The following is a 22,507-nucleotide window of genomic DNA, read 5'->3' on the forward strand; positions in this document are numbered from 1 at the left end:
CTACAAACAAAAAACCGCTCTGTTTTGAGCGATTATAAGAAATAATAAAGTTTAGTAGGAATCCAGTTTTAAGAGCAGGCTTGTCCCTTTTTCAGTACTTCCACTTTCCACAAATCCAAGGGACTCAAAACATCTTCTAGAAATCCGATTAAAAGTGTAGATTTCCTGAACTTTCAACTGTTTCCACCCCTTTTGCTGGGCTAGATCAATTAAAGCTCTTAAAACCTTGCGTCCAATACCTTGATGCTGATAAGCTGGATTGCCAATCACAATAGGAAGATTCTCCTGAGATAAGGCTACATCACCAATTGGAAGCCACTCTCCCTTTTCTCGAAACTCAATCCAGAATAAATCCCCGTGTTCCTCTAAGTAGGAATACATGGCATTTAATTTTTCCAAACTATAGGGAATTCTAATGCCATCTACCAGTTCCACCAAATCCACATCTTGATACCAGGATAAAGCTGCATCACGATGATCTGCTAAAAAATAGGGAACTAGACGTAGGGAATCATCTATCTGAATAATCTTTGGCATCTTTTTTTACTCCTAACAACTGCTTCGCAGCCTGATTAAAACCATCACACCAGTTATACCATTTTGCTTCATACTCATCTTGGGGTAAGATATGATTTTTTAAATCCAGAACAGAGTATATCTTTCTTTCCTCGCAAACTTGCGCATAGAGATGATATAGTTCATCACCACCATCTTTATCCCACTCAGCAGAAATCGTATCCTGACCTAGCAACAATGCCTGATAAGCTCTGTGATGCCCGTCTGTAACTAGCAAGCGATCTCCAAATGCAAGAACACTGATTGGATTTATATTTTGCCTCTCTACCGACTGATAAAGCATCTGGATATCTTGCAACTTCTTTTCTGATAAGTATAGTTGAGTCGGATGAAGATCTTTTATCTTGACTTCCATTTTTATCTCCTCAAGAAGGGTTGAACCCTACTTTTGTTTGCCTGTAAAGCGCCATTGAAAGCGAAGTTTGTCATAAAATGGAAATTCAATGAATAGAATTCCAAGACCCAGACAGAGACTGGCAAGAACATCTGATGGGTAATGAACTCCCAGATAGACTCTGGAAATGATTACACTTACTAGATAGATTCCCAGTAAAATCTGGAGAATGAGCTTTACTGTCCTATATTTCACTCTCTGTCCCACAATGATAATTAGAGAACCGATTAAGAGGGTTACTGCTAGCGAGTGACCACTAGGGAAAGAAAAGCCCTCTTCTTCAACCAAGTGTAAAATTTCAGGTCGCGGACGTTGATAGAGGTGTTTTAAGGACACAATTAAAATTCCAGCCAAACTAAGATTGCCAGCTACTAAAAGGCTTTCTGACTTCCACTTTTTCAGATAAAAAATAACAGTCAATAGAATTGCCCAAGAAATAACGATTGGTAAGTCAATCAGACGAGTAATCCCACGAAATATAGTTGTCAATATAGCTGGTAAATCTCCACGAATTGCTGTCTGGATAGACGAATCAAATGGTATCAATTGTTCTGGATAAAACTTAACGACATAACCCAGAATTACAAATAGTAAAAGGGCAAAAGAGCCCTTTGTTAAATATGTTTGTTTATCTTTCATAGTATTTCAAAGTTGGTTTCAAGAGGACAATTAATAACCAGAATGAGATGGCAAAGATGACTCCTTCAATCAAATTAAATGGTAAGACCATTGCCAACAAGTAATTACTAAGTCCTAGGATATTCTCTATATCAAAGTTAGCAAATTTTGCGTACAAAGGTACAGCATAAACGTAGTTTAGAACTAACATGGCTAAAGTAAGACCAATCGTCCCTGCTAATGAAGCTAGGACAAAACGCATGGTTGTACGCTCTTTTTTCCAAATCAGACCAAAAGCAAGAACAAAGACTCCTAAGGCTACGATATTCATCGGCAAACCAATGTAGGTACTAACTCCTTGATTGTTCAAAAGGATTTTCAACAAAGACCGAAGGAATAGTACTCCTAAAGCCGCTGGTAAATCCAAGACTACCAAACCTACAAGAACTGGTAAGATACTGAACTCAATCCTTAAAAAGGGTGCCACCGGTAGAAGCGGAAAGTCAAAGTACATCAACACAAATGAAAGTGCTGATAAAATTGCAATGGTCGAAAGTCGACGTGTGTTTGTCATAACAGGTTCCTCCAATTTTCTATAAAATCAGAAGAAGTTGGAAAGTTTCTCTCTATCTACTCTCTTAACTATCTCAAAAAACAACCTAAGCTTACAAAGAAACTGGTTTTATTTCTATTATAATGAAGCAGAATAGACAAAGCCATCCTTTCGTCTTCTCCCATCCAGACTATACTGTCGGTTGTGGAATCTCACCACATCAGCTTGCGCTCGCGGACTTATTTGGCTAAGATATTTTAGATTTATCTAGACGTCGCAGTCGAAGATAATACTTAAAGTATATCGAGACAAGACAACGAAGAGAAAGCTAAAATAGCTAGTCAAATTTACCGCCGGTCGGGAATCACACCCTGCCCTGAAGACCCTCTAATGATAACAAAAAAAGCTTGCAAGCGCAAGCATTTTATCTCTTATCAGTGTTTATTTCAACTTATCCGTTTCGTAAGTATGAACCAGTTCGAGACCCGCAAAATTTTGTTGACGAAGGGCCTCATAGACAATCATACATACCGTATTGGATACATTGAGACTACGGACATGTTCATCATTCATAGGAATTCTGAGAGCTTTTTCAGGATGTTCCCGCATAAATTCCTCAGGCAAACCTTTATCTTCACGTCCAAAAAGAAAATAATGGTTTCCTTCTATCGTGAATTCAGCATCTGAATAGACCTTTTCTGCAAACTTGGAAATCAAGTAGAGTTGACCATCCATTTTTTTCATAAATTCATCTAAACTATCATAAAAATAGATCTCAAGTTTGTCCCAATAGTCTAGCCCGGCTCGCTTCATTTTACGATCATCAATCGGAAAGCCCATCGGTTTGATAATATGAAGAGGCGCATTCGTCGCCGCACAGGTTCGTGCAATATTCCCCGTATTTTGTGGAATTTGTGGTTCAAACAATACAATATGATTGGCCATGCCTTGCTTCCTCTCACTAGTGCAAAAAAATAGCCACACTGCCCGGAGTCAAGCTCAGCAAACAGCGTGGTTAAGGCGTCGTTAACTTACCTCACAACAGGTTTGAAGTAAATCAGCGAAACTACTTTTTTAGTATAACACTTTCAGCCTGATTGTCAATAGAAATGACTTGATTTTTTCATTTTTTTTACAAGCATATTTACAAAAGTTAAAATTTTAACTTTTAGCAAGCAATATCATAGAATTTACATAGATTAAGAATTTTCGGAACAAGTATTTTCATAAACATATGATGTTTAAAGCAAAATATTTGTTCGAATTCCCCTAATCCCTTTATTAAAGAAGGAAGCAGTCGGTTGTTAAGTGCATTTTTTTCTAAAAAAAGGTATGATAGAGACATATTGAAAAAGTAGGTTAACTAACTATGAAGATTATTCTTGTCGGAGGGGGAAAAGTAGGTTCTGCCCTCTGTCGTTCACTGGTTGCTGACAACCATGATGTTGTCTTAATTGAACAGAACGAAACTGTTCTAAAATACTTGACCAGCCGTTTTGATATTATGGGAATCGCAGGTAACGGAGCTGACTTTGCTATGTTAGAAGCAGCCAATGTTCAAGATTGTGATATTTTCATTGCTATGACTCAATATGACGAGGTCAATATGGTTTCGGCTGTTTTAGCCAAAAAAATGGGAGCAAAGGAAACCATTGTTCGTGTTCGAAATCCTGAATATTCTAATCCTTACTTTAAAGAAAAAAACATTCTCGGATTTTCACTCATTGTAAACCCTGAACTCCTAGCTGCTCGTGCCATTGCAAATATCATTGACTTCCCGAACGCTCTATCCGTTGAACGTTTCGTGGGTGGCTTGGTTAGCCTGATGGAATTCGTCGTTCGAGAAGATAGCAATATTTGTCAGATGTCCATTGCTGATTTTCGTAAAAAGTTCGGTAACGTTATCATCTGTGCTATTGAACGCGATCATAAACTGATGATTCCTAGTGGCGATGTTATTTTACAAGATAAAGACCGCATCTTTGTAACAGGACATCGTGTCGATATGATGCTATTCCACAACTATCTCAAATCCAGAGTCGTCAAGAGCTTGCTCATCATTGGGGCTGGTAAGATTGCTTACTACCTACTAGGTATTTTAAAAGACAGTCGAATTGACACAAAAGTAATCGAGGTCAACCAAGAAAGAGCTGTCTTCTTTAGTGAAAAATTCCCTAAACTCTATATCGTTCAAGGGGATGGAACAACTAAAGACACGCTCTTAGAAGAAAGTGCTCAGAACTACGATGCTGTTGCCACTCTGACTGGAGTCGACGAGGAAAACATCATTACATCTATGTTCTTGGATAGTATTGGCGTTCAAAAAAACATTACCAAAGTTAACCGTACTAGTCTCTTGGAAATTATCCACGCGACGGATTTCTCAAGTATCATCACCCCTAAAACAATCGCTGTTGATACCATCATGCACTTTATCCATGGTCGTGTAAATGCGCAATATTCTGACCTTCAAGCTATGCACCATCTAGCAAATGGACAGGTAGAAACTCTTCAATTCCTAATCAAGGAAGCCAATAAAATGACTGGCAAGCCTTTAACTCAATTGAAGCTCAAAAAGGATGTCTTGATTGCTGCTATTATCCGCAATGGGAAAACGATCTTCCCAACAGGAGAAGATACCCTCCAGGTCGGTGATAAGCTAGTGGTTATCACTTTGCTTTCAAATATCACCAAGATTTATGATTTGTTAGAGAGGTAAGCTATGAATAGAAGTATGGTACGCTTTCTTCTTGCAAAGCTACTCTTGATTGAAGCTGGGCTACTTTTAGTTCCGGTTGGTATTGCTCTTTACTATCGAGAATCTAATCAAGTTTTTACAGCTCTTTTCTCTACCATCGGGATTCTTGTTGTCCTAGGTCTTCTCGGAATCATCAGTAAGCCTAAAAAACAACGTATCTATGCTAAAGAAGGAGTCTTAATTGTTGCCCTATGTTGGATCCTCTGGTCTTTCTTTGGCTCCCTTCCCTTTGTCTTTTCAGGCCAAATCCCCAATTTTATAGATGCCTTCTTCGAAACTAGTTCCGGCTTCACTACTACGGGAGCAACTATCTTAAATGATGTTTCTGTCTTAAGCCGTTCGCTTCTATTTTGGCGGAGCTTTACCCACCTCATCGGAGGTATGGGGGTGCTAGTTTTTGCCCTAGCTATTATGGACAATGCTAAAAACAGTCACTTAGAGGTTATGAAGGCCGAGGTTCCTGGACCAGTATTTGGTAAGGTGGTGTCTAAGCTAAAAAATACAGCACAAATCCTCTACATCCTATATCTGGCAATGTTCGCCCTCTTTGTAGTGATTTATTATCTGGCTGGTATGCCACTCTACGATAGTTTTGTCATCGCTATGGGAACTGCTGGGACTGGTGGTTTCACTGTTTACAATGATGGAATCGCCCACTATAATAGTTCTCTCATTACCTATCTGACGAGTGTTGGGGTCTTGATGTTTGGTGTCAACTTCAACCTCTACTACTATCTCATGCTTCGTCGAGTCAAGGAATTCTTTTTCGATGAGGAGCTTCGTGCTTATCTCTTGATTGTCGTCGTTTCTACCGGCTTAATTACTCTCAATACACTCCACCTTTATAGTGGCGTTTCACAAAGTTTTGAGATGGCCTTCTTCCATGTTTCTAATATCATCACTACAACTGGTTTCGGTTACGGAAACATAACCAATTGGCCTTTATTTTCTCAGTATATCCTACTGATGTTGATGGCGATTGGTGGTTCTGCTGGCTCTACTGCTGGTGGTCTCAAAGTGATGCGTGGAGTTATTCTAGCTAAAATTGCTAAAAATCAATTTTTGTCTACCATATCCCCTCACCGTGTTTTAACTCTCCATGTTAACCAAACGGTAATTGATAAGGATACCCAGCACAAGATTCTCAAGTACTTTGTAGTTTACGTCATGATTCTACTCAGCTTAATATTCATTATCAGTTTAGATGCTGACAATTTAATGATTGTTACGAGTGCCGTTTTAAGTTGCTTTAACAATATCGGCCCAATTCTCGGAACAACTGCAAGTTTCTCAATTTTTAGTCCATTTTCAAAACTCCTCCTATCCTTTGCAATGATTGCAGGACGTCTTGAAATTTATCCAATCATATTACTCTTTATGAAGCGAACCTGGTCTAAGCGTTAGCAATGTTATTATCAAAAAGCACATCCTTCAAAAAATTGAGGGATGTGCTTTTTATGTGAACAGTATTTTTAAAAAAGACAGTTGAGAGTCAAAAAATAACACTTGGGAAAAAGATGATTTTTCATGAATCATTTTAGTTATAATTTTTAAAAAACGTAGGGGTTTTATATGGAAAAAATGAACAAATCAATCCAACTTCTTTTATTGATTTCCTTGGTCTACTTAGGCTGCTGTAGTTGCTTAGTTTGGCCTGGTATTGCTTTAACACTCAAACAATCCTGCTTTTACTTTTTACTCCTCTTAATGTTATTAGCAGGTATCTGTACATTTATCCACTATCTTTCAGGACATGATCATGTGAATAGTCAGCTACACAATCGTAGTCGATCCTTCTTTTTATTGTATAGCAGCATGGTTATCATTAACGTTGCTGGAGTCTGTTTTATTTTATTTGAAAGCATAAGCACTGACACTCTACTACAAAAAGAAATCGTTGACTTGTTACTCATCTCTTTCTTTTTCCTTTTCGGACTTGATATTGCTACCTTTCTGCCGTTAAACAAATGGAGAAAATTACCAACTCATAAAAAGACAGGCAGGCTAACAACCCTTATCTTTCTTAGTTTATTTTTTCTGCACAATCCTTTAACCATACTTTCTGTCAGTTTTTATATCCTTTTGGGAGTCAGCTTTCTAAACTTTTTATTTCCTAAAACCTTAAGACAAGATTTATCATTTTATAGTCATTTAATTCGAAACATCTTACTTGTATTATCGACACTTATGTTCTGGTAGTTAATAGAATTCCTATCCAAAGTATGCTATAATGAAATAAATTTTTTAGGAGATATATGAATGAATTTTTTTAAAGATTATCGTAAACGATTGATTTGGCTAGGAATCTTTATTGTGGCAATGGCCCTATCGCAAGTTCCTATCGTGACTTTAATGTTACTTCAAAAAACGCAACTTGGATCTATCTGGTCATCTCTAATAGTGGGGCTTGTCTCTACCGCTATTGTTACACTCTTTTTATATGGTGCTCACAAAAGTAAGTTATTAAATCTAAAATCGAAACTCTTTACTATTAATGACGCCCCTCGAATTGCTCTTAGTTATGTAGCCATTGTCACAGGAAATCTGATTGGTGCGATTTGGTTACAACTTCTGAAGCAAACAACTACTTCGAATCAAGAGGCTATCAATAGCATCATGTCAGAAAGCTCTCTAATTTCCAGCATTTTCGTGGTTGCAATAGTGGCACCTATTTGTGAGGAAGTTATCTGTCGAGGTATCATCCCTACTAAACTCTTCGAAGGATACGAGAAAATTGGATATATTTTCGGTTGGTTTCTCTTCACTATAGCCCATATACCAAATAATCTTCCTTCTTTCTTGATCTATGGCTGGATGTCTGCAGTCCTAACTTGGACTGCCTATCGCACCAAACGACTAGAGATGTCTATCTTACTGCACCTAGTGAATAATGGAGTCAGCATTCTATTGCTTATCCTCCTTACATTCCTTATCAAGGTTGTTGGTATAGATGCCATTCAATAAATGAAGGTTCCACTACTAAAAAAAGACTAGGAATTCAATAGTTTCCTAGTCTTTTTGTTTATTCTTTGAGTGATTCCAAACTAAGTTAATGAGGCAGGTAGCTAGACTACTTTCTAACTATTACGACACGAAGAGGCGAAAACGATTATTTTTCGCCGATGAGTTAGTGAGGCAGTTAGGCAAGTCTTATAGGACTTGCCGTAGTCTACTTAGATTGCTTTGCAATCAAGTAGACTTACTGAATCACATCTTCTCTTCCAACTCCACATCTGGATACTTGTCCGCAAACCAGCGGAGGGCAAAGTCATTTTCGAAAAGGAAGACAGGTTGGTCAAAGCGGTCCTTGGCCAAGATGTTTCGACTTGAAGACATACGTTCATCTAAATCTTCTGGTTTAATCCAACGAACTGTCTTTTTACCCATTGGAGTCATGACAACTTCAGCGTTATACTCGCCTTCCATACGGTGTTTAAAGACTTCGAACTGGAGTTGTCCAACAGCACCTAGCATATACTCACCTGTTTGGTAATTCTTATAAAGCTGGATGGCTCCTTCTTGCACCAACTGTTCCATTCCCTTGTGGAAGGATTTTTGTTTCATAACGTTCTTAGGAGAAACCTTCATGAAAATCTCTGGAGTAAAGGTTGGCAGGGGCTCAAACTCAAACTTGTTTTTCCCAACAGTTAACGTATCTCCAACCTGGTAGGTACCTGTATCATAAACCCCGATAATATCTCCAGCTACGGCATTGGTTACATTTTCACGACTTTCAGCCATAAACTGAGTGACGTTAGATAATTTAGCTCCCTTACCAGTACGAGGCAAATTGGCACTCATACCGCGCTCAAATTCACCCGATACAATACGAACAAATGCGATACGGTCACGGTGACGAGGGTCCATGTTGGCTTGAATTTTAAAGACAAATCCTGAGAAGTCCTTATCATAAGGTTCGACAAGTTCACCGTCTGTTTTCTTGTGTCCATGAGGTTCTGGAGCAAACTTGAGGAAGGTTTCAAGGAAGGTCTGCACCCCAAAATTAGTCAAGGCCGAGCCAAAGAAGACTGGTGTCAAATCACCTGCAAGAATGGCTTCCTCTGAGAATTCATTTCCTGCTTCATTCAAAAGCTCAATATCGTCTTTCACTTGTTCGTAGAATGGATTGCTAGCAAAGAGTTTATCGCCATCTTCTAGGCTGGCAAAACGTTCATCCCCTTTATAGAGTTCCAAACGTTGGTTATAGAGGTCATAGAGCCCCTCAAAGGCTTTCCCCATCCCTATTGGCCAGTTCATTGGATAACTTGCAATACCCAAGACTTCTTCCAATTCTTGCAAGAGATCTAGTGGTTCACGACCGTCACGGTCCAACTTATTCATAAAGGTAAAGACTGGAATCCCGCGGTGTTTGACAACCTCAAACAATTTCTTGGTTTGGGTCTCGATACCTTTGGCAGAGTCCACTACCATGACCGCAGCATCCACCGCCATCAAGGTACGATAGGTATCCTCTGAGAAGTCCTCGTGCCCTGGAGTGTCTAGGATGTTTACCCGTTTCCCATCGTAGTCAAACTGCATGACAGATGAGGTTACCGAAATCCCACGTTGTTTCTCGATATCCATCCAGTCTGACTTAGCAAAGTTTCCTGTTTTCTTCCCTTTTACAGTACCTGCCTCACGAATCTCTCCCCCAAAATAGAGCAATTGCTCAGTGATGGTTGTTTTCCCCGCGTCCGGGTGAGAGATGATGGCAAAGGTACGGCGTTTCTTAATTTCTTCTTGAATACTCATAAGTTCTCTTTCTTTCTACTTTTTTAATGATTTCAATTTATAATCACTCTTTATTACATCGGACCCTAACATTCCTTTCAACACTCCATTATATCGGATTTTAGAGAGTTTTTCAATTGCTTACACAAGAAAAAGCAGGTCAAGATACTAGACCTGCTCTTCAGATTCTTTTGTTCAATATTTATTTTGTATCTCTAGTTACAATCTCTTCAAAATTTAATTTTTTCTAGAGCAATTTTCTTTTGCCAACGTTTTTTAAACAAGATATCAAAAAGTACTAGGGCTGCAGATAGAATGATTGAAACCAGAAGATACTTTATCCATATAGGGGCATTTGGAATAAACGGCGTCGTATTCAAAAGCCCGTAATTTCCACCTGTCACTTGATTGACCCCAACTAGGAAAAGGTTGAGAATAAAAGTGTAGGCGATAATTCGATACTTTTTCAGCAAGGTCTTATCGTAGTGATTCATGAGATAGACCAGGGAATTGACCAAGAGGGCATAATGGCCAATCAGGAAAGAAAAGCTGGTAATATGCGGAAAGTCATAGGGGTCAAAAACAGGGTAGCCCAAGGCAAATACTGCTCCACTTGCTCCCAAAAGGGCAAAATACTGCTTGGTCTTCCATTTGTCAGGTAAGAAAACAACCGCGAACATGGCCAAACGGCAATGGTAAAGAGGCAGGCTGTTCGAAAATGGAATGCTAAAACCTATATACCAAGTATAAAGAGCTAGCAGTTGCGCTATTTGAATCCACTTAAACAATCGAACAAATTTGGGGTTTTTGTAGTAAGTAAGAGAAGCATAAATAGACAAGGCGAGAAGGCCTATCATAACTCCATACCAAAAAATCGAAATAGGCGGTGGCGTCGTTTGGGTTCTTGTAATAAAATGATGCATAAAGTCTCCTTAAGGTAACGAATTCAGTTGTATATTAACTATTCTTATGTTTATATTCAGCGAGTTGATTGATAAGGATGAGAATACCTGTCATCAAACTGGTCACTATCAAATAGTTAAGCAAACTACCATGATCCCCAATCACAGGTAGCTTGCTCATAAAGCCATAATTTCCTCCTGTCAAGAGGTTGGCTATCAAGATAATGGCATTAACTCCAAGAGTCATCTGGCATATTTTCCAAGTATCCCCTTTTTCAACTTTATAATATCTAACAAGATAAATCAAGCAGTTAGCCAAGAGGGCCCAATGTCCGAAAACATTGTTCACAGACGAAACATGAGGGAAAGGAAAAGGATAAAAGACTGGATAAACCAAGGCCATAATAGAACCAAAAACTCCAACCAGGGCAAAATATTGCTTGAAAAAGGTCTTATTAGGGGCAAAAAGAATCATCCACATAGCCATGCGACTATGGTAAAAAGGGAGAGCCTCAGATAGGGGCAGACGTGCAGCAATATACCAAGCGTTGATAATAAGCAACTGAATCAATTGTCCCCAATACCAAAAGTTTCTGTAACCTTTAGATGATGCGAAACGAATCGATAAAACAGCTATAATTACCAAAGAAGTAGGTAATAAAAAGTACCAGGCTCCCAAATGAGGAGGAACTGTCTTTTTACTGGTAAAAAGCAACTCCCAAAGCGTCATATGTCATCCTTAACGTGTTCTAGTTGAGTCAATGCTACATCCTTTTTTCCAACTAGAAACGACTGTTATTCTTTCTTCTAATTTCAACCATTATATCGAATTAAAAAGGGTTTGGCAATTTCTATTTCTTTTTAGCTTGACTTGTCTTATTTAGGGGAAAATATGGTAAAATAGAACAGATAAAGAATCATCATTTCACGAAAGGATATCCGATGAAAATTACGCAAGAAGAGGTAACTCACGTTGCCAATCTTTCAAAATTAAAATTCTCAGAAGAAGAAACTGCAGAGTTTGCGACAACACTCTCAAAAATTGTTGATATGGTCGAATTGCTCAGTGAAGTCGACACTACTGGTGTTGCACCTACTACAACGATGGCTGACCGTAAAACTGTTCTCCGACCTGATGTGGCCGAAAAAGGAACAGATCGTGATCGCTTATTTAAAAATGTACCTGAAAAAGATAACTACTATATCAAGGTGCCAGCTATCCTAGATGATGGAGGAGATGCCTAATGACTTTTAATAATAAAACCATTGAAGAGTTGCATAATCTCCTTGTTTCTAAGGAAATTTCAGCAACTGAACTAACTCAAGCAACGCTTGAAGATATCAAATCTCGTGAGGAAGCCCTCAATTCTTTTGTTACAATCGCTGAGGACCAAGCTCTTGCTCAGGCTAAAGCTATTGATGAAACTGGTATTGATGCTGACAATGTCCTTTCAGGAATTCCGCTCGCAGTTAAGGATAACATTTCTACAGATGGTCTCTTAACAACAGCAGCTTCAAAAATGCTCTATAACTACGAGCCCATCTTTGATGCGACAGCTGTTGCCAATGCAAAAGCTAAGGGCATGATCGTTGTTGGGAAAACCAACATGGACGAGTTTGCCATGGGGGGATCAGGTGAGACTTCTTACTACGGTGCTACTAAAAATGCTTGGGACCAGACCAAGGTTCCTGGTGGATCATCAAGTGGTTCAGCTGCAGCTGTAGCTTCTGGACAAGTCCGTTTATCACTTGGTTCCGATACTGGTGGTTCTATCCGCCAACCTGCTGCCTTTAACGGGATTGTTGGTCTCAAACCAACCTACGGAACAGTTTCACGTTTCGGTCTCATTGCCTTTGGTAGCTCATTAGACCAAATTGGTCCTTTTGCACCAACTGTTAAGGAAAATGCTCTCTTGCTCAATGCTATTGCTAGCGAAGATGTCAAAGACTCTACTTCTGCTCCAGTCCGCATTGCTGACTTTACTTCAAAAATCGGCCAAGACATCAAGGGCATGAAAATTGCTTTGCCTAAAGAATATCTTGGTGAAGGGATTGACCCAGAAGTTAAGGAGACCATCCTCAAAGCCGCTAAACACTTTGAAAAACTTGGTGCTATCGTTGAAGAAGTTAGCCTTCCTCACTCTAAATACGGAGTTGCGGTTTACTACATCATCGCTTCTTCAGAAGCTTCATCAAACTTGCAACGTTTTGATGGTATTCGTTACGGCTACCGCGCAGAGGATGCGACAAATCTTGATGAAATCTATGTAAACAGCCGCAGTCAAGGTTTCGGTGAAGAAGTTAAACGTCGTATCATGCTAGGTACTTTCAGCCTTTCATCAGGTTACTATGATGCCTACTACAAGAAGGCTGGACAAGTTCGCACCCTTATCATCCAAGATTTCGAAAAAGTCTTTGCGGATTACGACTTGATTTTGGGACCAACTGCTCCTAGCATTGCCTACAACTTGGATTCGCTCAACCATGACCCAGTTGCTATGTACTTGGCTGACCTCTTGACAATTCCTGTCAACTTAGCTGGTCTTCCTGGGATTTCGCTTCCTGCTGGATTTGTTCAAGGTCTACCAGTAGGACTCCAATTGATTGGTCCTAAGTATTCAGAAGAGACTATTTACCAAGCTGCTGCTGCCTTTGAAGCAACAACAGACTACCACAAACAACAACCCGTGATTTTTGGAGGTGATAACTAATGAACTTTGAAACAGTCATTGGACTTGAAGTCCACGTAGAGCTTAACACCAATTCAAAAATCTTCTCACCTACTTCTGCCCACTTTGGGAATGACCAAAATGCCAACACTAACGTGATTGACTGGTCGTTCCCAGGCGTACTACCAGTTCTCAATAAAGGTGTTGTCGATGCTGGTATCAAGGCTGCACTCGCTCTTAACATGGACATCCACAAGAAGATGCACTTTGACCGCAAGAACTACTTCTACCCTGATAATCCTAAAGCCTACCAAATTTCTCAATTTGATGAGCCAATCGGTTATAACGGTTGGATTGAAGTGGAACTTGAAGATGGTACGACTAAGAAAATCGGTATTGAACGTGCTCACTTGGAAGAAGATGCCGGTAAAAACACGCATGGTACAGATGGTTACTCTTATGTTGACCTCAACCGCCAAGGGGTACCTTTGATTGAGATTGTATCTGAAGCAGATATGCGTTCACCAGAAGAAGCTTATGCTTATCTAACAGCCCTCAAGGAAGTGATCCAATACGCTGGCATTTCTGACGTTAAGATGGAGGAAGGTTCGATGCGTGTGGATGCCAACATCTCGCTTCGTCCATATGGTCAAGAGAAATTCGGTACCAAGACTGAGTTAAAAAACCTTAACTCCTTCTCAAACGTTCGTAAGGGGCTTGAATACGAAGTCCAACGCCAGGCTGAAATCCTTCGCTCAGGTGGTCAAATCCGCCAAGAAACACGCCGTTACGATGAAGCTAATAAAGCTACTATCCTCATGCGTGTTAAGGAAGGCGCTGCAGACTATCGCTACTTCCCGGAACCTGATCTACCACTCTTTGAAATATCAGACGAGTGGATCGAAGAAATGCGTACGGAGTTACCAGAGTTTCCAAAAGAACGCCGTGCCCGCTATGTCTCTCAACTCGGATTATCAGACTACGATGCTAGCCAGTTGACTGCCAATAAAGTCACTTCTGACTTCTTTGAGAAAGCAGTTTCCCTTGGTGGCGATGCTAAGCAAGTCTCTAACTGGCTCCAAGGTGAAGTCGCTCAGTTCTTGAACGCTGAAGGCAAGACACTTGAACAAATCGAATTGACTCCAGAAAACTTGGTCGAAATGATCGCTATCATTGAAGACGGCACGATTTCATCTAAAATCGCTAAGAAAGTCTTTGTCCACCTTGCTAAAAATGGTGGAGGTGCTCGTGAATACGTTGAAAAAGCCGGTTTAGTTCAAATTTCAGATCCAGATATTTTGATTCCAATCATCCATCAAGTCTTTGCCGATAACGAAGCTGCTGTTGCCGACTTTAAATCAGGAAAACGTAACGCTGACAAAGCTTTCACAGGATTCCTCATGAAAGCAACCAAAGGCCAAGCCAACCCACAAGTAGCCCTCAAACTACTTGCCCAAGAATTGGCTAAGTTGAAAGAAGATTCATTATAATATAACTGTCACAAGCTAATAAAAATTCTAGCTTGATGCTTTGCGCTTTGTACTCACATAGTTAGGAGACATATGAAAAAGTTATATACTCTTATCGCTACTTGCTTGCTTCTTCTATTTGTGACACCCCTACAATCCATCGATGCAGGTGTTGGACATTCTCGAAGTGGTAGCTCTAGCCGCAGTAGCTCACGAAGCAGTAGCAGTTCTCGCAGTAGTAGCTCTAGCCGAAGTCGTTCAAGTGGTAGTTCTTCTTCTAGAAGCAGCTATCGTTCTGGCGGTAGTTACTCGAATTTGGGGGATTCTTTAAGCACTGGCATGAACATTCTGATTATGTTTGGTGTCGGAGGTTTCTTACTCTTCATGCTCATCAAATATTTGAGTGACCAGAATTCATCATCTGGTAAATCTTATGGAAGTTCGACTAGCTACCAACCACAACCAACTATCCATCGTCGAGTTGAAAATAATAGCCAAGCTATTGATCGTCTTAGATACTATGATCCAAACTTTGATGCCTCTGCTTTCACTTCATGGGCTAAAGAAGTTTATATCCAGCTGCAGGCTGCTTGGACTAAAAAGGATTGGAACTTGGTGCGTTCTCTTGAAAGTGTTAGTCTCTATACTCAACACAGTGCTCAACTGGAAGACTATATCCAATCTCAAACAACGAATGTTTTGGAACGCGTTTACGTTGAAAATGTTCGAATTAAAGATTTTAATAGTAATCCAGATGGAAATGATACTTTAGTCGTTATCTTATCATCTACCTTACGAGACTATGTCATCGAAGATAAGACTCGTAAGGTTATTGAGGGAGACCCTCAACAAGATCTATTTACAGTTTATCAAATGAACTTCATCCGCAAACATGGCAGTCAAACTGAAAGCTCTGTCCAAGATGAAGCCGTTAGCGACCGCTGTCCAAACTGTGGCGCTCCACTGAAAATATCAGCTATCAGCAAATGTGACTATTGCGGATCTGATATCACCCGTAGTCCTAACCAATGGGTACTCGATACCTACGATGTTGTGGATGAAGACGAACTATATAATTAGGAGGAAATTATGGGATTTATTCGTGCCGCCCTTTCAGCTGGGCTAAATAGTTTTAATGATAGCAAATTCAAGGAAGCCGTTGTGCTTCCAGACCACGTTTCTTCAGATGTTATGGCCATCAAGGGGCAACTTCTTACAAAAGATCCTGACGGTAGTTCAAGACAAAGCAATCAAAATACAGGCCTTTTAACAGATGGTTCGGTGATTATTGTCCCTCAAGGATATGTTGCTGTTCTTGTTAATAATGGTACCTTCCTAGGGGATGTCCTAGAAGCTGGAAGCCATGAATGGCGTGCAGGTGATAACGCTTGGCTCCTTGAAAAAGGTGGAATCAAGGGTACTTGGGAAAACTTCAAAAACCGCTTCTCTTTTGGTGGACAAGTTATTACTCGACAAGAAATCATCTTTATCCGTATGCAACCAATCGCAGGTAATAAATTTGGTACCCAAAACGCTGTAGAGTATTTCAGTGAACGTTACCAACAATTGCTCAATATCCGTTTCTATGGTTTGTTTGATATTAAGGTTGCTGACCCAGTACTTTTCTATGTTAGCTCTATCAGTCAACAAATTGAAGATCACAAACCATTTACAATCCAAGATATCGCTCAAGGAACGCTTCGACAAAATATCTCTCCAAAAATCGCAATTGCTATCGCTAAGTATACCAATGAAAACGGAGTTGATATCTATAGCCTAAATGCTAATCAAGATACTTTTAATGAAATCGCTAAACAAGAAGTTAACAAGGTTTGGACAGGACTTTATGGTATCGAAGCAACCAATATCTTGCTTGAGGATTTGAGCTACGACCAAGAAAGCTTGGAACTTGTTCGTAAACTTGATAGCGAACTCGTTGCTATGAAATACAATACCATCGAAATTGAAGAACGTCGTGCTCGTAACGAAGCTCTTATTGCTGCAGCTAACAACGAAGGTAATGGCAATGGTATGAACATGTTTATGGGTATGAATCTCGGTCAAACTCTCGGTGGCCAACTCACCCAACAAGCTCAACCTGTTAGCCCAAATCAAACCGTTCCCCCAGTACAACCCGCTGATCCAAACCAAGCTTTTACTCCGGTCCAAACTGCAAGTCCTGAGCAAGCTGCTAGCCCAGTAGAGACTGTTAGCCCTGAACAAACCGCTAACTCAGTAGAAACTACTACTCAAGAAGTCACAACTTCTGCAGAAGAATCTACTAGTCCTGAACAAACTACCAACTCTAAACAAACCGCTAATAAAAACTTCTACATCGAAGTCGATGGCAAGTACGTATTGGTAACCAAAGACGAAGAAGGAAACATCGTTCCTGTCAACTAATCTCACTTTCCTGATATTTGAGAAATCTTACGACTTATGATACAATAAAGAGTAAATTATTTTATTAAAGAGGTAAAAACATGATTGAAGCAAGTAAATTAAAGGCTGGTATGACCTTTGAAACAGCTGACGGAAAATTAATCCGCGTTTTGGAAGCTAGCCACCACAAACCAGGTAAAGGAAACACTATCATGCGTATGAAATTGCGTGATGTCCGTACTGGTTCAACATTTGAAACTAGCTACCGCCCAGAGGAAAAATTTGAACAAGCGATTATCGAAACTGTGCCAGCACAATACTTGTACAAAATGGATGATACAGCTTATTTCATGAACACTGAAACTTACGACCAATACGAAATTCCTGTTGTAAATGTTGAAAACGAATTGCTTTACATCCTTGAAAATTCTGAAGTTAAAATTCAATTTTACGGAACTGAAGTAATCGGTGTAACAGTACCTACAACTGTTGAATTGACAGTTGCTGAAACTCAACCATCTATTAAAGGTGCAACTGTTACCGGTTCTGGTAAACCAGCTACAATGGAAACTGGACTTGTCGTTAACGTTCCAGACTTCATCGAAGCAGGACAAAAACTCGTTATCAACACTGCAGAAGGAACTTACGTTTCTCGTGCCTAATCTCTAGAAAGAGGTCATTCTATGGGAATTGAAGAACAATTAGGCGAAATCGTTATCGCCCCACGTGTACTTGAAAAAATCATTGCAATCGCTACAGCCAAAGTTGATGGTGTCCACTCTTTTTCAAACAAATCAGTATCTGACACCCTTTCAAAACTTTCACTCGGTCGCGGTGTATATCTAAAAGAATCTGACGAAGAATTGACAGCTGATATCTATCTATACCTTGAGTATGGTGTTAAGGTACCTAAGGTAGCAATGGCTATCCAAAAAGCCGTTAAGGATGCAGTTCGTAATATGGCAGATGTCGAAATCTCTGCTGTCAACATTCACGTTGCTGGTATTGTGCCTGATAAAACTCCAAAACCAGAATTAAAAGATTTGTTTGATGAGGACTTCCTCAATGACTAGTCCATTATTAGAATCTAGACGCGAACTACGTAAATGTGCTTTCCAAGCACTTATGAGTCTTGAATTTGGTTCTGATTTAGAGACAGCTTGTCGCTTTGCCTACACTCATGATCGTGAAGACGAAGAGGTAAAACTCCCTAGCTTTCTTACAGATCTAGTATCGGGTGTTCAAGCTCAAAAAGAGGATTTAGATAAACAAATTACTCAGCATTTGAAAACAGGTTGGACAATTGATCGTTTAACCTTGGTTGAAAAAAGTATTCTACGTTTAGGAGTTTTTGAAATCACTTCCTTTGATACTCCTCAACTCGTAGCTGTTAATGAGGCTATTGAGCTTGCTAAGAGCTTTTCAGATCAAAAATCTGCCCGTTTTATCAACGGACTCCTTAGTCAATTTGTAACAGAAAAAAATTAAATACAAGAAAAAGTGTTTGACGAATGTCAAACACTTTTTCTTTGCTTCACTCTATCTAAAAAAACGATCATAGATTAAATTAGAAAGCAACAACCAGATGAAATCTGCATGAATGAGCAAGTTAATAAAAATATGGCACAGGATTGTGATTTTTAGATTCTTTGTCCAACGGTAGACTAAAGCAAAGAAAAGACCGAAAAAACAATAAATCATCAAACTGATGGGGTCGCGATGGGACAATACCAAATGACTGAGCCCAAATATAAGAGCTGATAAGATGACATCCAAGTAGTATTTGGACTTAGGGAAAAAGGTATTCATAAAATAGCCTCTATGAACAATCTCCTCCAATATAGGACCCAAAATGACAACTGAGATAAAAGAGAAGCAAGTCGTTAAAATAGTAGATTGCTCACTGAAGGATAGGACCGAAAGAAGGTCTTCAAAGATATAGTTGTTATTAATGAAGCGACTAAACTGTAAGTAAAAAGCACTTAACAACTGACGGACAAAATAAGTAGCCACTAGACTAACTACAAGGTAAAAGAATGTGGATTTTTTCGAGCCCTTTTTTTCAAAAATATAGAGCATTCTTTTCTTTTTTAACCAATAGATAAATAGTCCTAAAAGAGCTAGTTGCTCTACTGCTACAATAATAGAATAGCCATCCATACCCCAGACAAACATCTTAGCCAGATAAAGACTACTGAAATCTAGTAGATAAATTGATAGGAATACCAGTAATGTATATATTCCCAAATGCCCTAGTTTTTTCATACTCACTCCTAAAAATCGTTGTTGACTTATTTTTATAGCACACGCATCCCTTGTTATATTAACAGATATTTTTACAAGAGTCAATTTTTCATCCTGAAGTGTATTTTATAGAATCCAAAAAGCTAGAACCATTTCTTAGTTCTAGCTTTCTTTTTAATATTTTCTAAAGCGTTGGTAACGTTCCTCAATGAGCTGCTCTAGTGGCAGTTTACCAAGTTCATCAAGTTCTGCTCGGAGTTGTTCTTTGACTTGCTTGATCAGATCTTTACTTGATAGACCTACCTCAGAGATAACCTTATCAACAATTTTCATATCTAGCAATTCGAATGAAGTAATTTTCATCAACTCAGCAGCTTCCATAGCACGACTGCCATCCTTCCATAGAATAGACGCAAAGCCTTCAGGACTGAGAACTGCATAGATCGAGTTTTCTAACATCCAAACACGGTCAGCTACTGCAAGAGCTAAAGCCCCTCCTGAGCCACCTTCACCGATAATAATGGCAATAATTGGCACCTTAAGATCGCTCATCTCCATGAGGTTACGGGCAATAGCTTCACCTTGCCCACGCTCTTCTGCTCCGACACCAGGATAGGCACCAGCCGTGTTGATAAAAGTTACAACAGGACGGCCAAATTTTTCAGCCTGCTTCATCAAGCGAAGGGCTTTTCGATAACCTTCAGGATGAGGTTGTCCAAAGTTACGGTTAAGATTATCCTGTAAGCTTTTACCTTTTTGAATTCCAACAACAGTTACTGCTTGGTCTCCCAACCAACCGATACCACCAATAACAGCACCATCATCTCGGAAAGAGCGATCACCATGTAGCTCTACAAAGTCATCAAATATTCCTGTTGCGAAGTCCAAGGCAGTTAAGCGGGTTTGTTCACGTGCTTCTCTGACGATTTTTGCAATATTCATCAACAATCCCCCTTATGTAACCTTACTAATCGAGCAATCATATCTGGCAATTCTCTCCGTTTAACAATCGCATCCACAAATCCATGTTCTAACAAAAACTCTGCCTTCTGGAAATCCTCTGGCAAATCTTCCCTTACGGTATTTTCAATGACACGACGTCCAGCAAATCCTACCAAACTTTGAGGCTCTGCCAAGATAATATCTCCTTCCATAGCAAAGGAAGCTGTAACACCACCAGTTGTTGGATCAGTAAGGATTGTCAGGTAAAAGAGACCTGCATTGGAATGACGTTTGACTGCTGCAGAGATTTTAGCCATCTGCATCAAACTCATGATTCCTTCTTGCATACGTGCTCCACCAGATGCTGTAAACAAGACGACTGGTAATTTTTCAGCTGTCGCGTATTCAAACAAACGAGTGATTTTTTCACCAACTACTGTTCCCATAGACGCCATGATAAAGTTAGAATCCATGATTCCGAGAGCAACTTTTTCGCCCTTAATCAAAGCAGTTCCTGTAACAACAGCCTCATCAAGACCTGTCTTTTCACGCATAGAGGCTAATTTTTTCTGGTAGCCTGGAAATTCCAATGGATCTTGTGTCTCAATTCCTGTAAACATCTCTAGAAAGCTTCCCATGTCAATGGTTAAAGCAAGACGCTCTTGAGCTGAAATACGGAAGGTATAGCCACAGTGAGGACAAATACGGTCACTCCCCAAATCCTTCTGGTAAATGGTATGTTTACAACCAGGACATTTTGAGAAGAGTTCGTCTGGAACCTCAGGCTTGGCTTGGGGCTTTTCTCTAAGTGAACGATTGGGATTAATTCGTATATATTTATCTTTTTTACTAAATAGAGCCATACATCCCCCTTTTCAGTCTCATACTTTTTATATTATTCTTTTTCTTGATAGTGTGGTAAGAAAGTTTCCATCAAGAATGAAGTATCGTAGTCCCCTGCTATCACACGACGATCGGAAATCAAATCGAGTTGAAAATCAGCATTGGTGACGACCCCTTCAATTTCGAGTTCATAAAGAGCTCTTTGCATTTTCATGAGTGCATCAAAACGATTTTCACCATGAACAATAATTTTAGCAATCATACTATCATAGTATGGTGGAATGGTATACCCTGGATAAACTGCAGAGTCAACACGCAAGCCAACACCACCGCTTGGTAGATAAAGATTAGTAATCTTACCTGGGCTCGGTGCAAAATTAAAGGCTGGGTTTTCTGCGTTGATACGGCACTCAATAGCATGTCCTTTTAGAACAATGTCTTCTTGTTTCAGAGTCAAAGGTTGACCTGACGCAATACGGATTTGTTCCTTGACAATATCCACACCAGAAACAAATTCGGTTACTGGATGTTCTACTTGGACACGAGTATTCATCTCCATAAAGTAGAATTTCCCAGTTGCTTCATCTAGTAGGAATTCAATCGTACCCGCATTTTCATAACCAACAGACTCCGCTGCACGGACTGCTGCAGCACCAATTTCATTACGCAGTGTTTTCCCAATGGCAATCGAAGGACTTTCTTCTAAAACCTTTTGGTTATTCCGCTGAAGCGAACAGTCACGCTCACCTAGGTGAATCACATGTCCCATCTGGTCAGCAAGAATCTGTACTTCAATATGACGAGCAGGATAAATCACGCGCTCTAGGTACATAGCTCCATTACCAAAGTTAGCTTTGGCTTCACTAGAGGCTGTTTCAAAGGCTGATACAAGGTCTTCTGCCTTTTCAACCTTACGAATCCCTTTACCACCACCTCCAGCTGAAGCTTTCAGCATAACTGGATAACCAATTTTTTCGGCAACAGCAAGCGCTTCTTCTGCAGTATGGACTTCTCCATCTGATCCTGGAATGACAGGCACGTTTGCCTTAATCATTTGAGCACGGGCGTTAATTTTATCTCCCATGACATCCATTACTCGAGCTGATGGCCCAATAAATTTGATACCGACTTCTTCACACATAGTTGCAAATTTGGAATTTTCACTTAAAAAACCAAATCCAGGGTGAATAGCTTCAGCTTCAGTCAAGACCGCAGCTGATAGGATGGCATTGATGTTCAGATAAGATTCTGTAGCCTTCCCAGGGCCGATACAGATAGCCTCATCAGCCAAAAGCGTGTGGAGAGCTTCCTTGTCAGCAGTCGAATAGACAGCGACTGTTGCGATTCCTAACTCTCGTGCCGCACGAATAATACGAACAGCAATTTCACCACGATTGGCAATTAAAATCTTACGAAACATGGAAAA

23 protein-coding genes and 1 riboswitch are annotated in these 22,507 nt (G+C 39.8%); of the genes, 11 read left to right on the forward strand and 12 right to left on the reverse strand.

Annotated features, from left to right (window positions below; genetic code table 11):
* Window positions 1-51: 51 nt before the first annotated feature.
* The 5 genes from K1I61_RS04715 to K1I61_RS04735 form a co-directional block, all read right to left on the reverse strand.
* Window positions 52-537 (reverse strand): GNAT family N-acetyltransferase, encoded by a 486-nt coding sequence (locus tag K1I61_RS04715; protein ID WP_036756954.1) that lies wholly within the window; start codon window positions 535-537, stop codon window positions 52-54.
* On the reverse strand, window positions 512-931 hold the full coding sequence (locus K1I61_RS04720) for a ParB N-terminal domain-containing protein (RefSeq protein ID WP_223333612.1): 420 nt from the start codon (window positions 929-931) through the stop codon (window positions 512-514). Before K1I61_RS04720 ends, K1I61_RS04715 begins: the two co-directional genes overlap by 26 nt.
* Before the next feature lie 27 nt (window positions 932-958).
* Window positions 959-1,609, reverse strand: coding sequence for a phosphatase PAP2 family protein (locus K1I61_RS04725; protein WP_223333614.1), 651 nt, complete (start codon window positions 1,607-1,609; stop codon window positions 959-961).
* Window positions 1,599-2,162: an ECF transporter S component gene (locus K1I61_RS04730; protein ID WP_223333616.1), complete on the reverse strand. Its 564-nt coding sequence runs from the start codon at window positions 2,160-2,162 to the stop codon at window positions 1,599-1,601. Before K1I61_RS04730 ends, K1I61_RS04725 begins: the two co-directional genes overlap by 11 nt.
* 148 nt (window positions 2,163-2,310) lie before the next feature.
* A riboswitch (FMN riboswitch) is annotated at window positions 2,311-2,529 on the reverse strand.
* Between the two features lie 53 nt (window positions 2,530-2,582).
* Entirely contained in the window at window positions 2,583-3,086 is a 504-nt protein-coding gene (locus tag K1I61_RS04735) for a tRNA (cytidine(34)-2'-O)-methyltransferase (RefSeq protein WP_223333618.1), read from the reverse strand.
* A gap of 424 nt (window positions 3,087-3,510) precedes the next feature.
* Between K1I61_RS04735 and trkA the strand changes: the two genes are divergently transcribed.
* The 3 genes from trkA to K1I61_RS04750 all read left to right on the forward strand — a co-directional run bounded on the left by trkA (window position 3,511) and on the right by K1I61_RS04750 (window position 7,863).
* A complete protein-coding gene (gene trkA, locus K1I61_RS04740) occupies window positions 3,511-4,860 on the forward strand; it encodes a Trk system potassium transporter TrkA (protein ID WP_223333620.1) in 1,350 nt (449 codons plus the stop codon).
* Between the two features lie 3 nt (window positions 4,861-4,863).
* Entirely contained in the window at window positions 4,864-6,303 is a 1,440-nt protein-coding gene (locus K1I61_RS04745) for a TrkH family potassium uptake protein (protein ID WP_223333622.1), read from the forward strand.
* Between the two features lie 855 nt (window positions 6,304-7,158).
* On the forward strand, window positions 7,159-7,863 hold the full coding sequence (locus K1I61_RS04750; protein WP_036756939.1) for a CPBP family intramembrane glutamic endopeptidase: 705 nt from the start codon (window positions 7,159-7,161) through the stop codon (window positions 7,861-7,863).
* Between the two features lie 243 nt (window positions 7,864-8,106).
* Here the strand turns inward: K1I61_RS04750 and K1I61_RS04755 are convergent, their stop codons facing one another.
* The 3 genes from K1I61_RS04755 to K1I61_RS04765 form a co-directional block, all read right to left on the reverse strand.
* On the reverse strand, window positions 8,107-9,651 hold the full coding sequence (locus tag K1I61_RS04755) for a peptide chain release factor 3 (protein WP_223333624.1): 1,545 nt from the start codon (window positions 9,649-9,651) through the stop codon (window positions 8,107-8,109).
* A gap of 209 nt (window positions 9,652-9,860) precedes the next feature.
* Window positions 9,861-10,553, reverse strand: coding sequence for a YwaF family protein (locus K1I61_RS04760; protein WP_223333626.1), 693 nt, complete (start codon window positions 10,551-10,553; stop codon window positions 9,861-9,863).
* A 34-nt stretch (window positions 10,554-10,587) separates the two neighbouring features.
* A complete protein-coding gene (locus K1I61_RS04765) occupies window positions 10,588-11,262 on the reverse strand; it encodes a YwaF family protein (RefSeq protein ID WP_223333629.1) in 675 nt (224 codons plus the stop codon).
* Between the two features lie 212 nt (window positions 11,263-11,474).
* Here K1I61_RS04765 and gatC point away from each other — a divergent pair, with 212 nt between their 5' ends.
* From gatC to nusB, 8 genes are all read left to right on the forward strand, one after another.
* Window positions 11,475-11,777 (forward strand): Asp-tRNA(Asn)/Glu-tRNA(Gln) amidotransferase subunit GatC, encoded by a 303-nt coding sequence (gene gatC / locus K1I61_RS04770; protein ID WP_036756926.1) that lies wholly within the window; start codon window positions 11,475-11,477, stop codon window positions 11,775-11,777.
* Window positions 11,777-13,243 (forward strand): Asp-tRNA(Asn)/Glu-tRNA(Gln) amidotransferase subunit GatA, encoded by a 1,467-nt coding sequence (gene gatA, locus K1I61_RS04775; protein ID WP_223333631.1) that lies wholly within the window; start codon window positions 11,777-11,779, stop codon window positions 13,241-13,243. The genes gatC and gatA overlap by 1 nt, the downstream gene beginning before the upstream one ends.
* Window positions 13,243-14,691 (forward strand): Asp-tRNA(Asn)/Glu-tRNA(Gln) amidotransferase subunit GatB, encoded by a 1,449-nt coding sequence (gatB, locus tag K1I61_RS04780; protein WP_036756922.1) that lies wholly within the window; start codon window positions 13,243-13,245, stop codon window positions 14,689-14,691. Before gatA ends, gatB begins: the two co-directional genes overlap by 1 nt.
* Window positions 14,692-14,763: 72 nt before the next feature.
* Window positions 14,764-15,750, forward strand: coding sequence for a zinc-ribbon domain-containing transport protein (locus tag K1I61_RS04785; RefSeq protein WP_223333633.1), 987 nt, complete (start codon window positions 14,764-14,766; stop codon window positions 15,748-15,750).
* Window positions 15,751-15,759: 9 nt separating this feature from the next.
* Window positions 15,760-17,073 (forward strand): SPFH domain-containing protein, encoded by a 1,314-nt coding sequence (locus K1I61_RS04790; RefSeq protein WP_223333635.1) that lies wholly within the window; start codon window positions 15,760-15,762, stop codon window positions 17,071-17,073.
* 80 nt (window positions 17,074-17,153) lie between these two features.
* Complete coding sequence (gene efp / locus K1I61_RS04795; protein WP_004251910.1) at window positions 17,154-17,714, forward strand: elongation factor P; 561 nt, start codon at window positions 17,154-17,156, stop codon at window positions 17,712-17,714.
* Window positions 17,715-17,735: 21 nt separating this feature from the next.
* The gene (locus tag K1I61_RS04800) at window positions 17,736-18,125 is read left to right on the forward strand and encodes an Asp23/Gls24 family envelope stress response protein (protein ID WP_223333637.1); all 390 of its coding nucleotides are present in this window, start codon (window positions 17,736-17,738) and stop codon (window positions 18,123-18,125) included.
* Window positions 18,118-18,540 carry a transcription antitermination factor NusB gene (gene nusB, locus K1I61_RS04805; protein WP_075566409.1) on the forward strand — a complete coding sequence of 141 codons (423 nt, stop codon included), beginning with the start codon at window positions 18,118-18,120 and terminating at the stop codon, window positions 18,538-18,540. Before K1I61_RS04800 ends, nusB begins: the two co-directional genes overlap by 8 nt.
* 51 nt (window positions 18,541-18,591) lie before the next feature.
* On the opposite strand, the gene K1I61_RS04810 is transcribed toward nusB, so the two are convergent.
* The 4 genes from K1I61_RS04810 to accC all read right to left on the reverse strand — a co-directional run bounded on the left by K1I61_RS04810 (window position 18,592) and on the right by accC (window position 22,501).
* Window positions 18,592-19,317 carry a CPBP family intramembrane glutamic endopeptidase gene (locus K1I61_RS04810; RefSeq protein ID WP_223333639.1) on the reverse strand — a complete coding sequence of 242 codons (726 nt, stop codon included), beginning with the start codon at window positions 19,315-19,317 and terminating at the stop codon, window positions 18,592-18,594.
* 153 nt (window positions 19,318-19,470) lie between these two features.
* Window positions 19,471-20,238, reverse strand: a complete 768-nt coding sequence (locus tag K1I61_RS04815; RefSeq protein WP_004251895.1) for an acetyl-CoA carboxylase carboxyl transferase subunit alpha — start codon at window positions 20,236-20,238, stop codon at window positions 19,471-19,473.
* Window positions 20,238-21,101 (reverse strand): acetyl-CoA carboxylase, carboxyltransferase subunit beta, encoded by an 864-nt coding sequence (accD, locus tag K1I61_RS04820; protein ID WP_004251892.1) that lies wholly within the window; start codon window positions 21,099-21,101, stop codon window positions 20,238-20,240. The genes K1I61_RS04815 and accD overlap by 1 nt, the downstream gene beginning before the upstream one ends.
* Before the next feature lie 32 nt (window positions 21,102-21,133).
* A complete protein-coding gene (gene accC / locus K1I61_RS04825) occupies window positions 21,134-22,501 on the reverse strand; it encodes an acetyl-CoA carboxylase biotin carboxylase subunit (protein ID WP_000488670.1) in 1,368 nt (455 codons plus the stop codon).
* Window positions 22,502-22,507: the final 6 nt, after the last annotated feature.

It is taken from the genome of Streptococcus infantis, assembly GCF_019929665.1.
GTDB lineage: Bacteria > Bacillota > Bacilli > Lactobacillales > Streptococcaceae > Streptococcus > Streptococcus infantis_H.

What these genes read in the sequence shown, in the direction of transcription:
- K1I61_RS04715 (WP_036756954.1), bottom strand. Translation starts at nt 537, where the DNA reads ATGCCAAAGATTATTCAGATAGATGATTCCCTACGTCTAGTTCCCTAT.
- K1I61_RS04720 (WP_223333612.1), bottom strand. Translation starts at nt 931, where the DNA reads ATGGAAGTCAAGATAAAAGATCTTCATCCGACTCAACTATACTTATCA.
- K1I61_RS04725 (WP_223333614.1), bottom strand. Translation starts at nt 1,609, where the DNA reads ATGAAAGATAAACAAACATATTTAACAAAGGGCTCTTTTGCCCTTTTA.
- K1I61_RS04730 (WP_223333616.1), bottom strand. Translation starts at nt 2,162, where the DNA reads ATGACAAACACACGTCGACTTTCGACCATTGCAATTTTATCAGCACTT.
- K1I61_RS04735 (WP_223333618.1), bottom strand. Translation starts at nt 3,086, where the DNA reads ATGGCCAATCATATTGTATTGTTTGAACCACAAATTCCACAAAATACG.
- trkA (WP_223333620.1), top strand. Translation starts at nt 3,511, where the DNA reads ATGAAGATTATTCTTGTCGGAGGGGGAAAAGTAGGTTCTGCCCTCTGT.
- K1I61_RS04745 (WP_223333622.1), top strand. Translation starts at nt 4,864, where the DNA reads ATGAATAGAAGTATGGTACGCTTTCTTCTTGCAAAGCTACTCTTGATT.
- K1I61_RS04750 (WP_036756939.1), top strand. Translation starts at nt 7,159, where the DNA reads ATGAATTTTTTTAAAGATTATCGTAAACGATTGATTTGGCTAGGAATC.
- K1I61_RS04755 (WP_223333624.1), bottom strand. Translation starts at nt 9,651, where the DNA reads ATGAGTATTCAAGAAGAAATTAAGAAACGCCGTACCTTTGCCATCATC.
- K1I61_RS04760 (WP_223333626.1), bottom strand. Translation starts at nt 10,553, where the DNA reads ATGCATCATTTTATTACAAGAACCCAAACGACGCCACCGCCTATTTCG.
- K1I61_RS04765 (WP_223333629.1), bottom strand. Translation starts at nt 11,262, where the DNA reads ATGACGCTTTGGGAGTTGCTTTTTACCAGTAAAAAGACAGTTCCTCCT.
- gatC (WP_036756926.1), top strand. Translation starts at nt 11,475, where the DNA reads ATGAAAATTACGCAAGAAGAGGTAACTCACGTTGCCAATCTTTCAAAA.
- gatA (WP_223333631.1), top strand. Translation starts at nt 11,777, where the DNA reads ATGACTTTTAATAATAAAACCATTGAAGAGTTGCATAATCTCCTTGTT.
- gatB (WP_036756922.1), top strand. Translation starts at nt 13,243, where the DNA reads ATGAACTTTGAAACAGTCATTGGACTTGAAGTCCACGTAGAGCTTAAC.
- K1I61_RS04785 (WP_223333633.1), top strand. Translation starts at nt 14,764, where the DNA reads ATGAAAAAGTTATATACTCTTATCGCTACTTGCTTGCTTCTTCTATTT.
- K1I61_RS04790 (WP_223333635.1), top strand. Translation starts at nt 15,760, where the DNA reads ATGGGATTTATTCGTGCCGCCCTTTCAGCTGGGCTAAATAGTTTTAAT.
- efp (WP_004251910.1), top strand. Translation starts at nt 17,154, where the DNA reads ATGATTGAAGCAAGTAAATTAAAGGCTGGTATGACCTTTGAAACAGCT.
- K1I61_RS04800 (WP_223333637.1), top strand. Translation starts at nt 17,736, where the DNA reads ATGGGAATTGAAGAACAATTAGGCGAAATCGTTATCGCCCCACGTGTA.
- nusB (WP_075566409.1), top strand. Translation starts at nt 18,118, where the DNA reads ATGACTAGTCCATTATTAGAATCTAGACGCGAACTACGTAAATGTGCT.
- K1I61_RS04810 (WP_223333639.1), bottom strand. Translation starts at nt 19,317, where the DNA reads ATGAAAAAACTAGGGCATTTGGGAATATATACATTACTGGTATTCCTA.
- K1I61_RS04815 (WP_004251895.1), bottom strand. Translation starts at nt 20,238, where the DNA reads ATGAATATTGCAAAAATCGTCAGAGAAGCACGTGAACAAACCCGCTTA.
- accD (WP_004251892.1), bottom strand. Translation starts at nt 21,101, where the DNA reads ATGGCTCTATTTAGTAAAAAAGATAAATATATACGAATTAATCCCAAT.
- accC (WP_000488670.1), bottom strand. Translation starts at nt 22,501, where the DNA reads ATGTTTCGTAAGATTTTAATTGCCAATCGTGGTGAAATTGCTGTTCGT.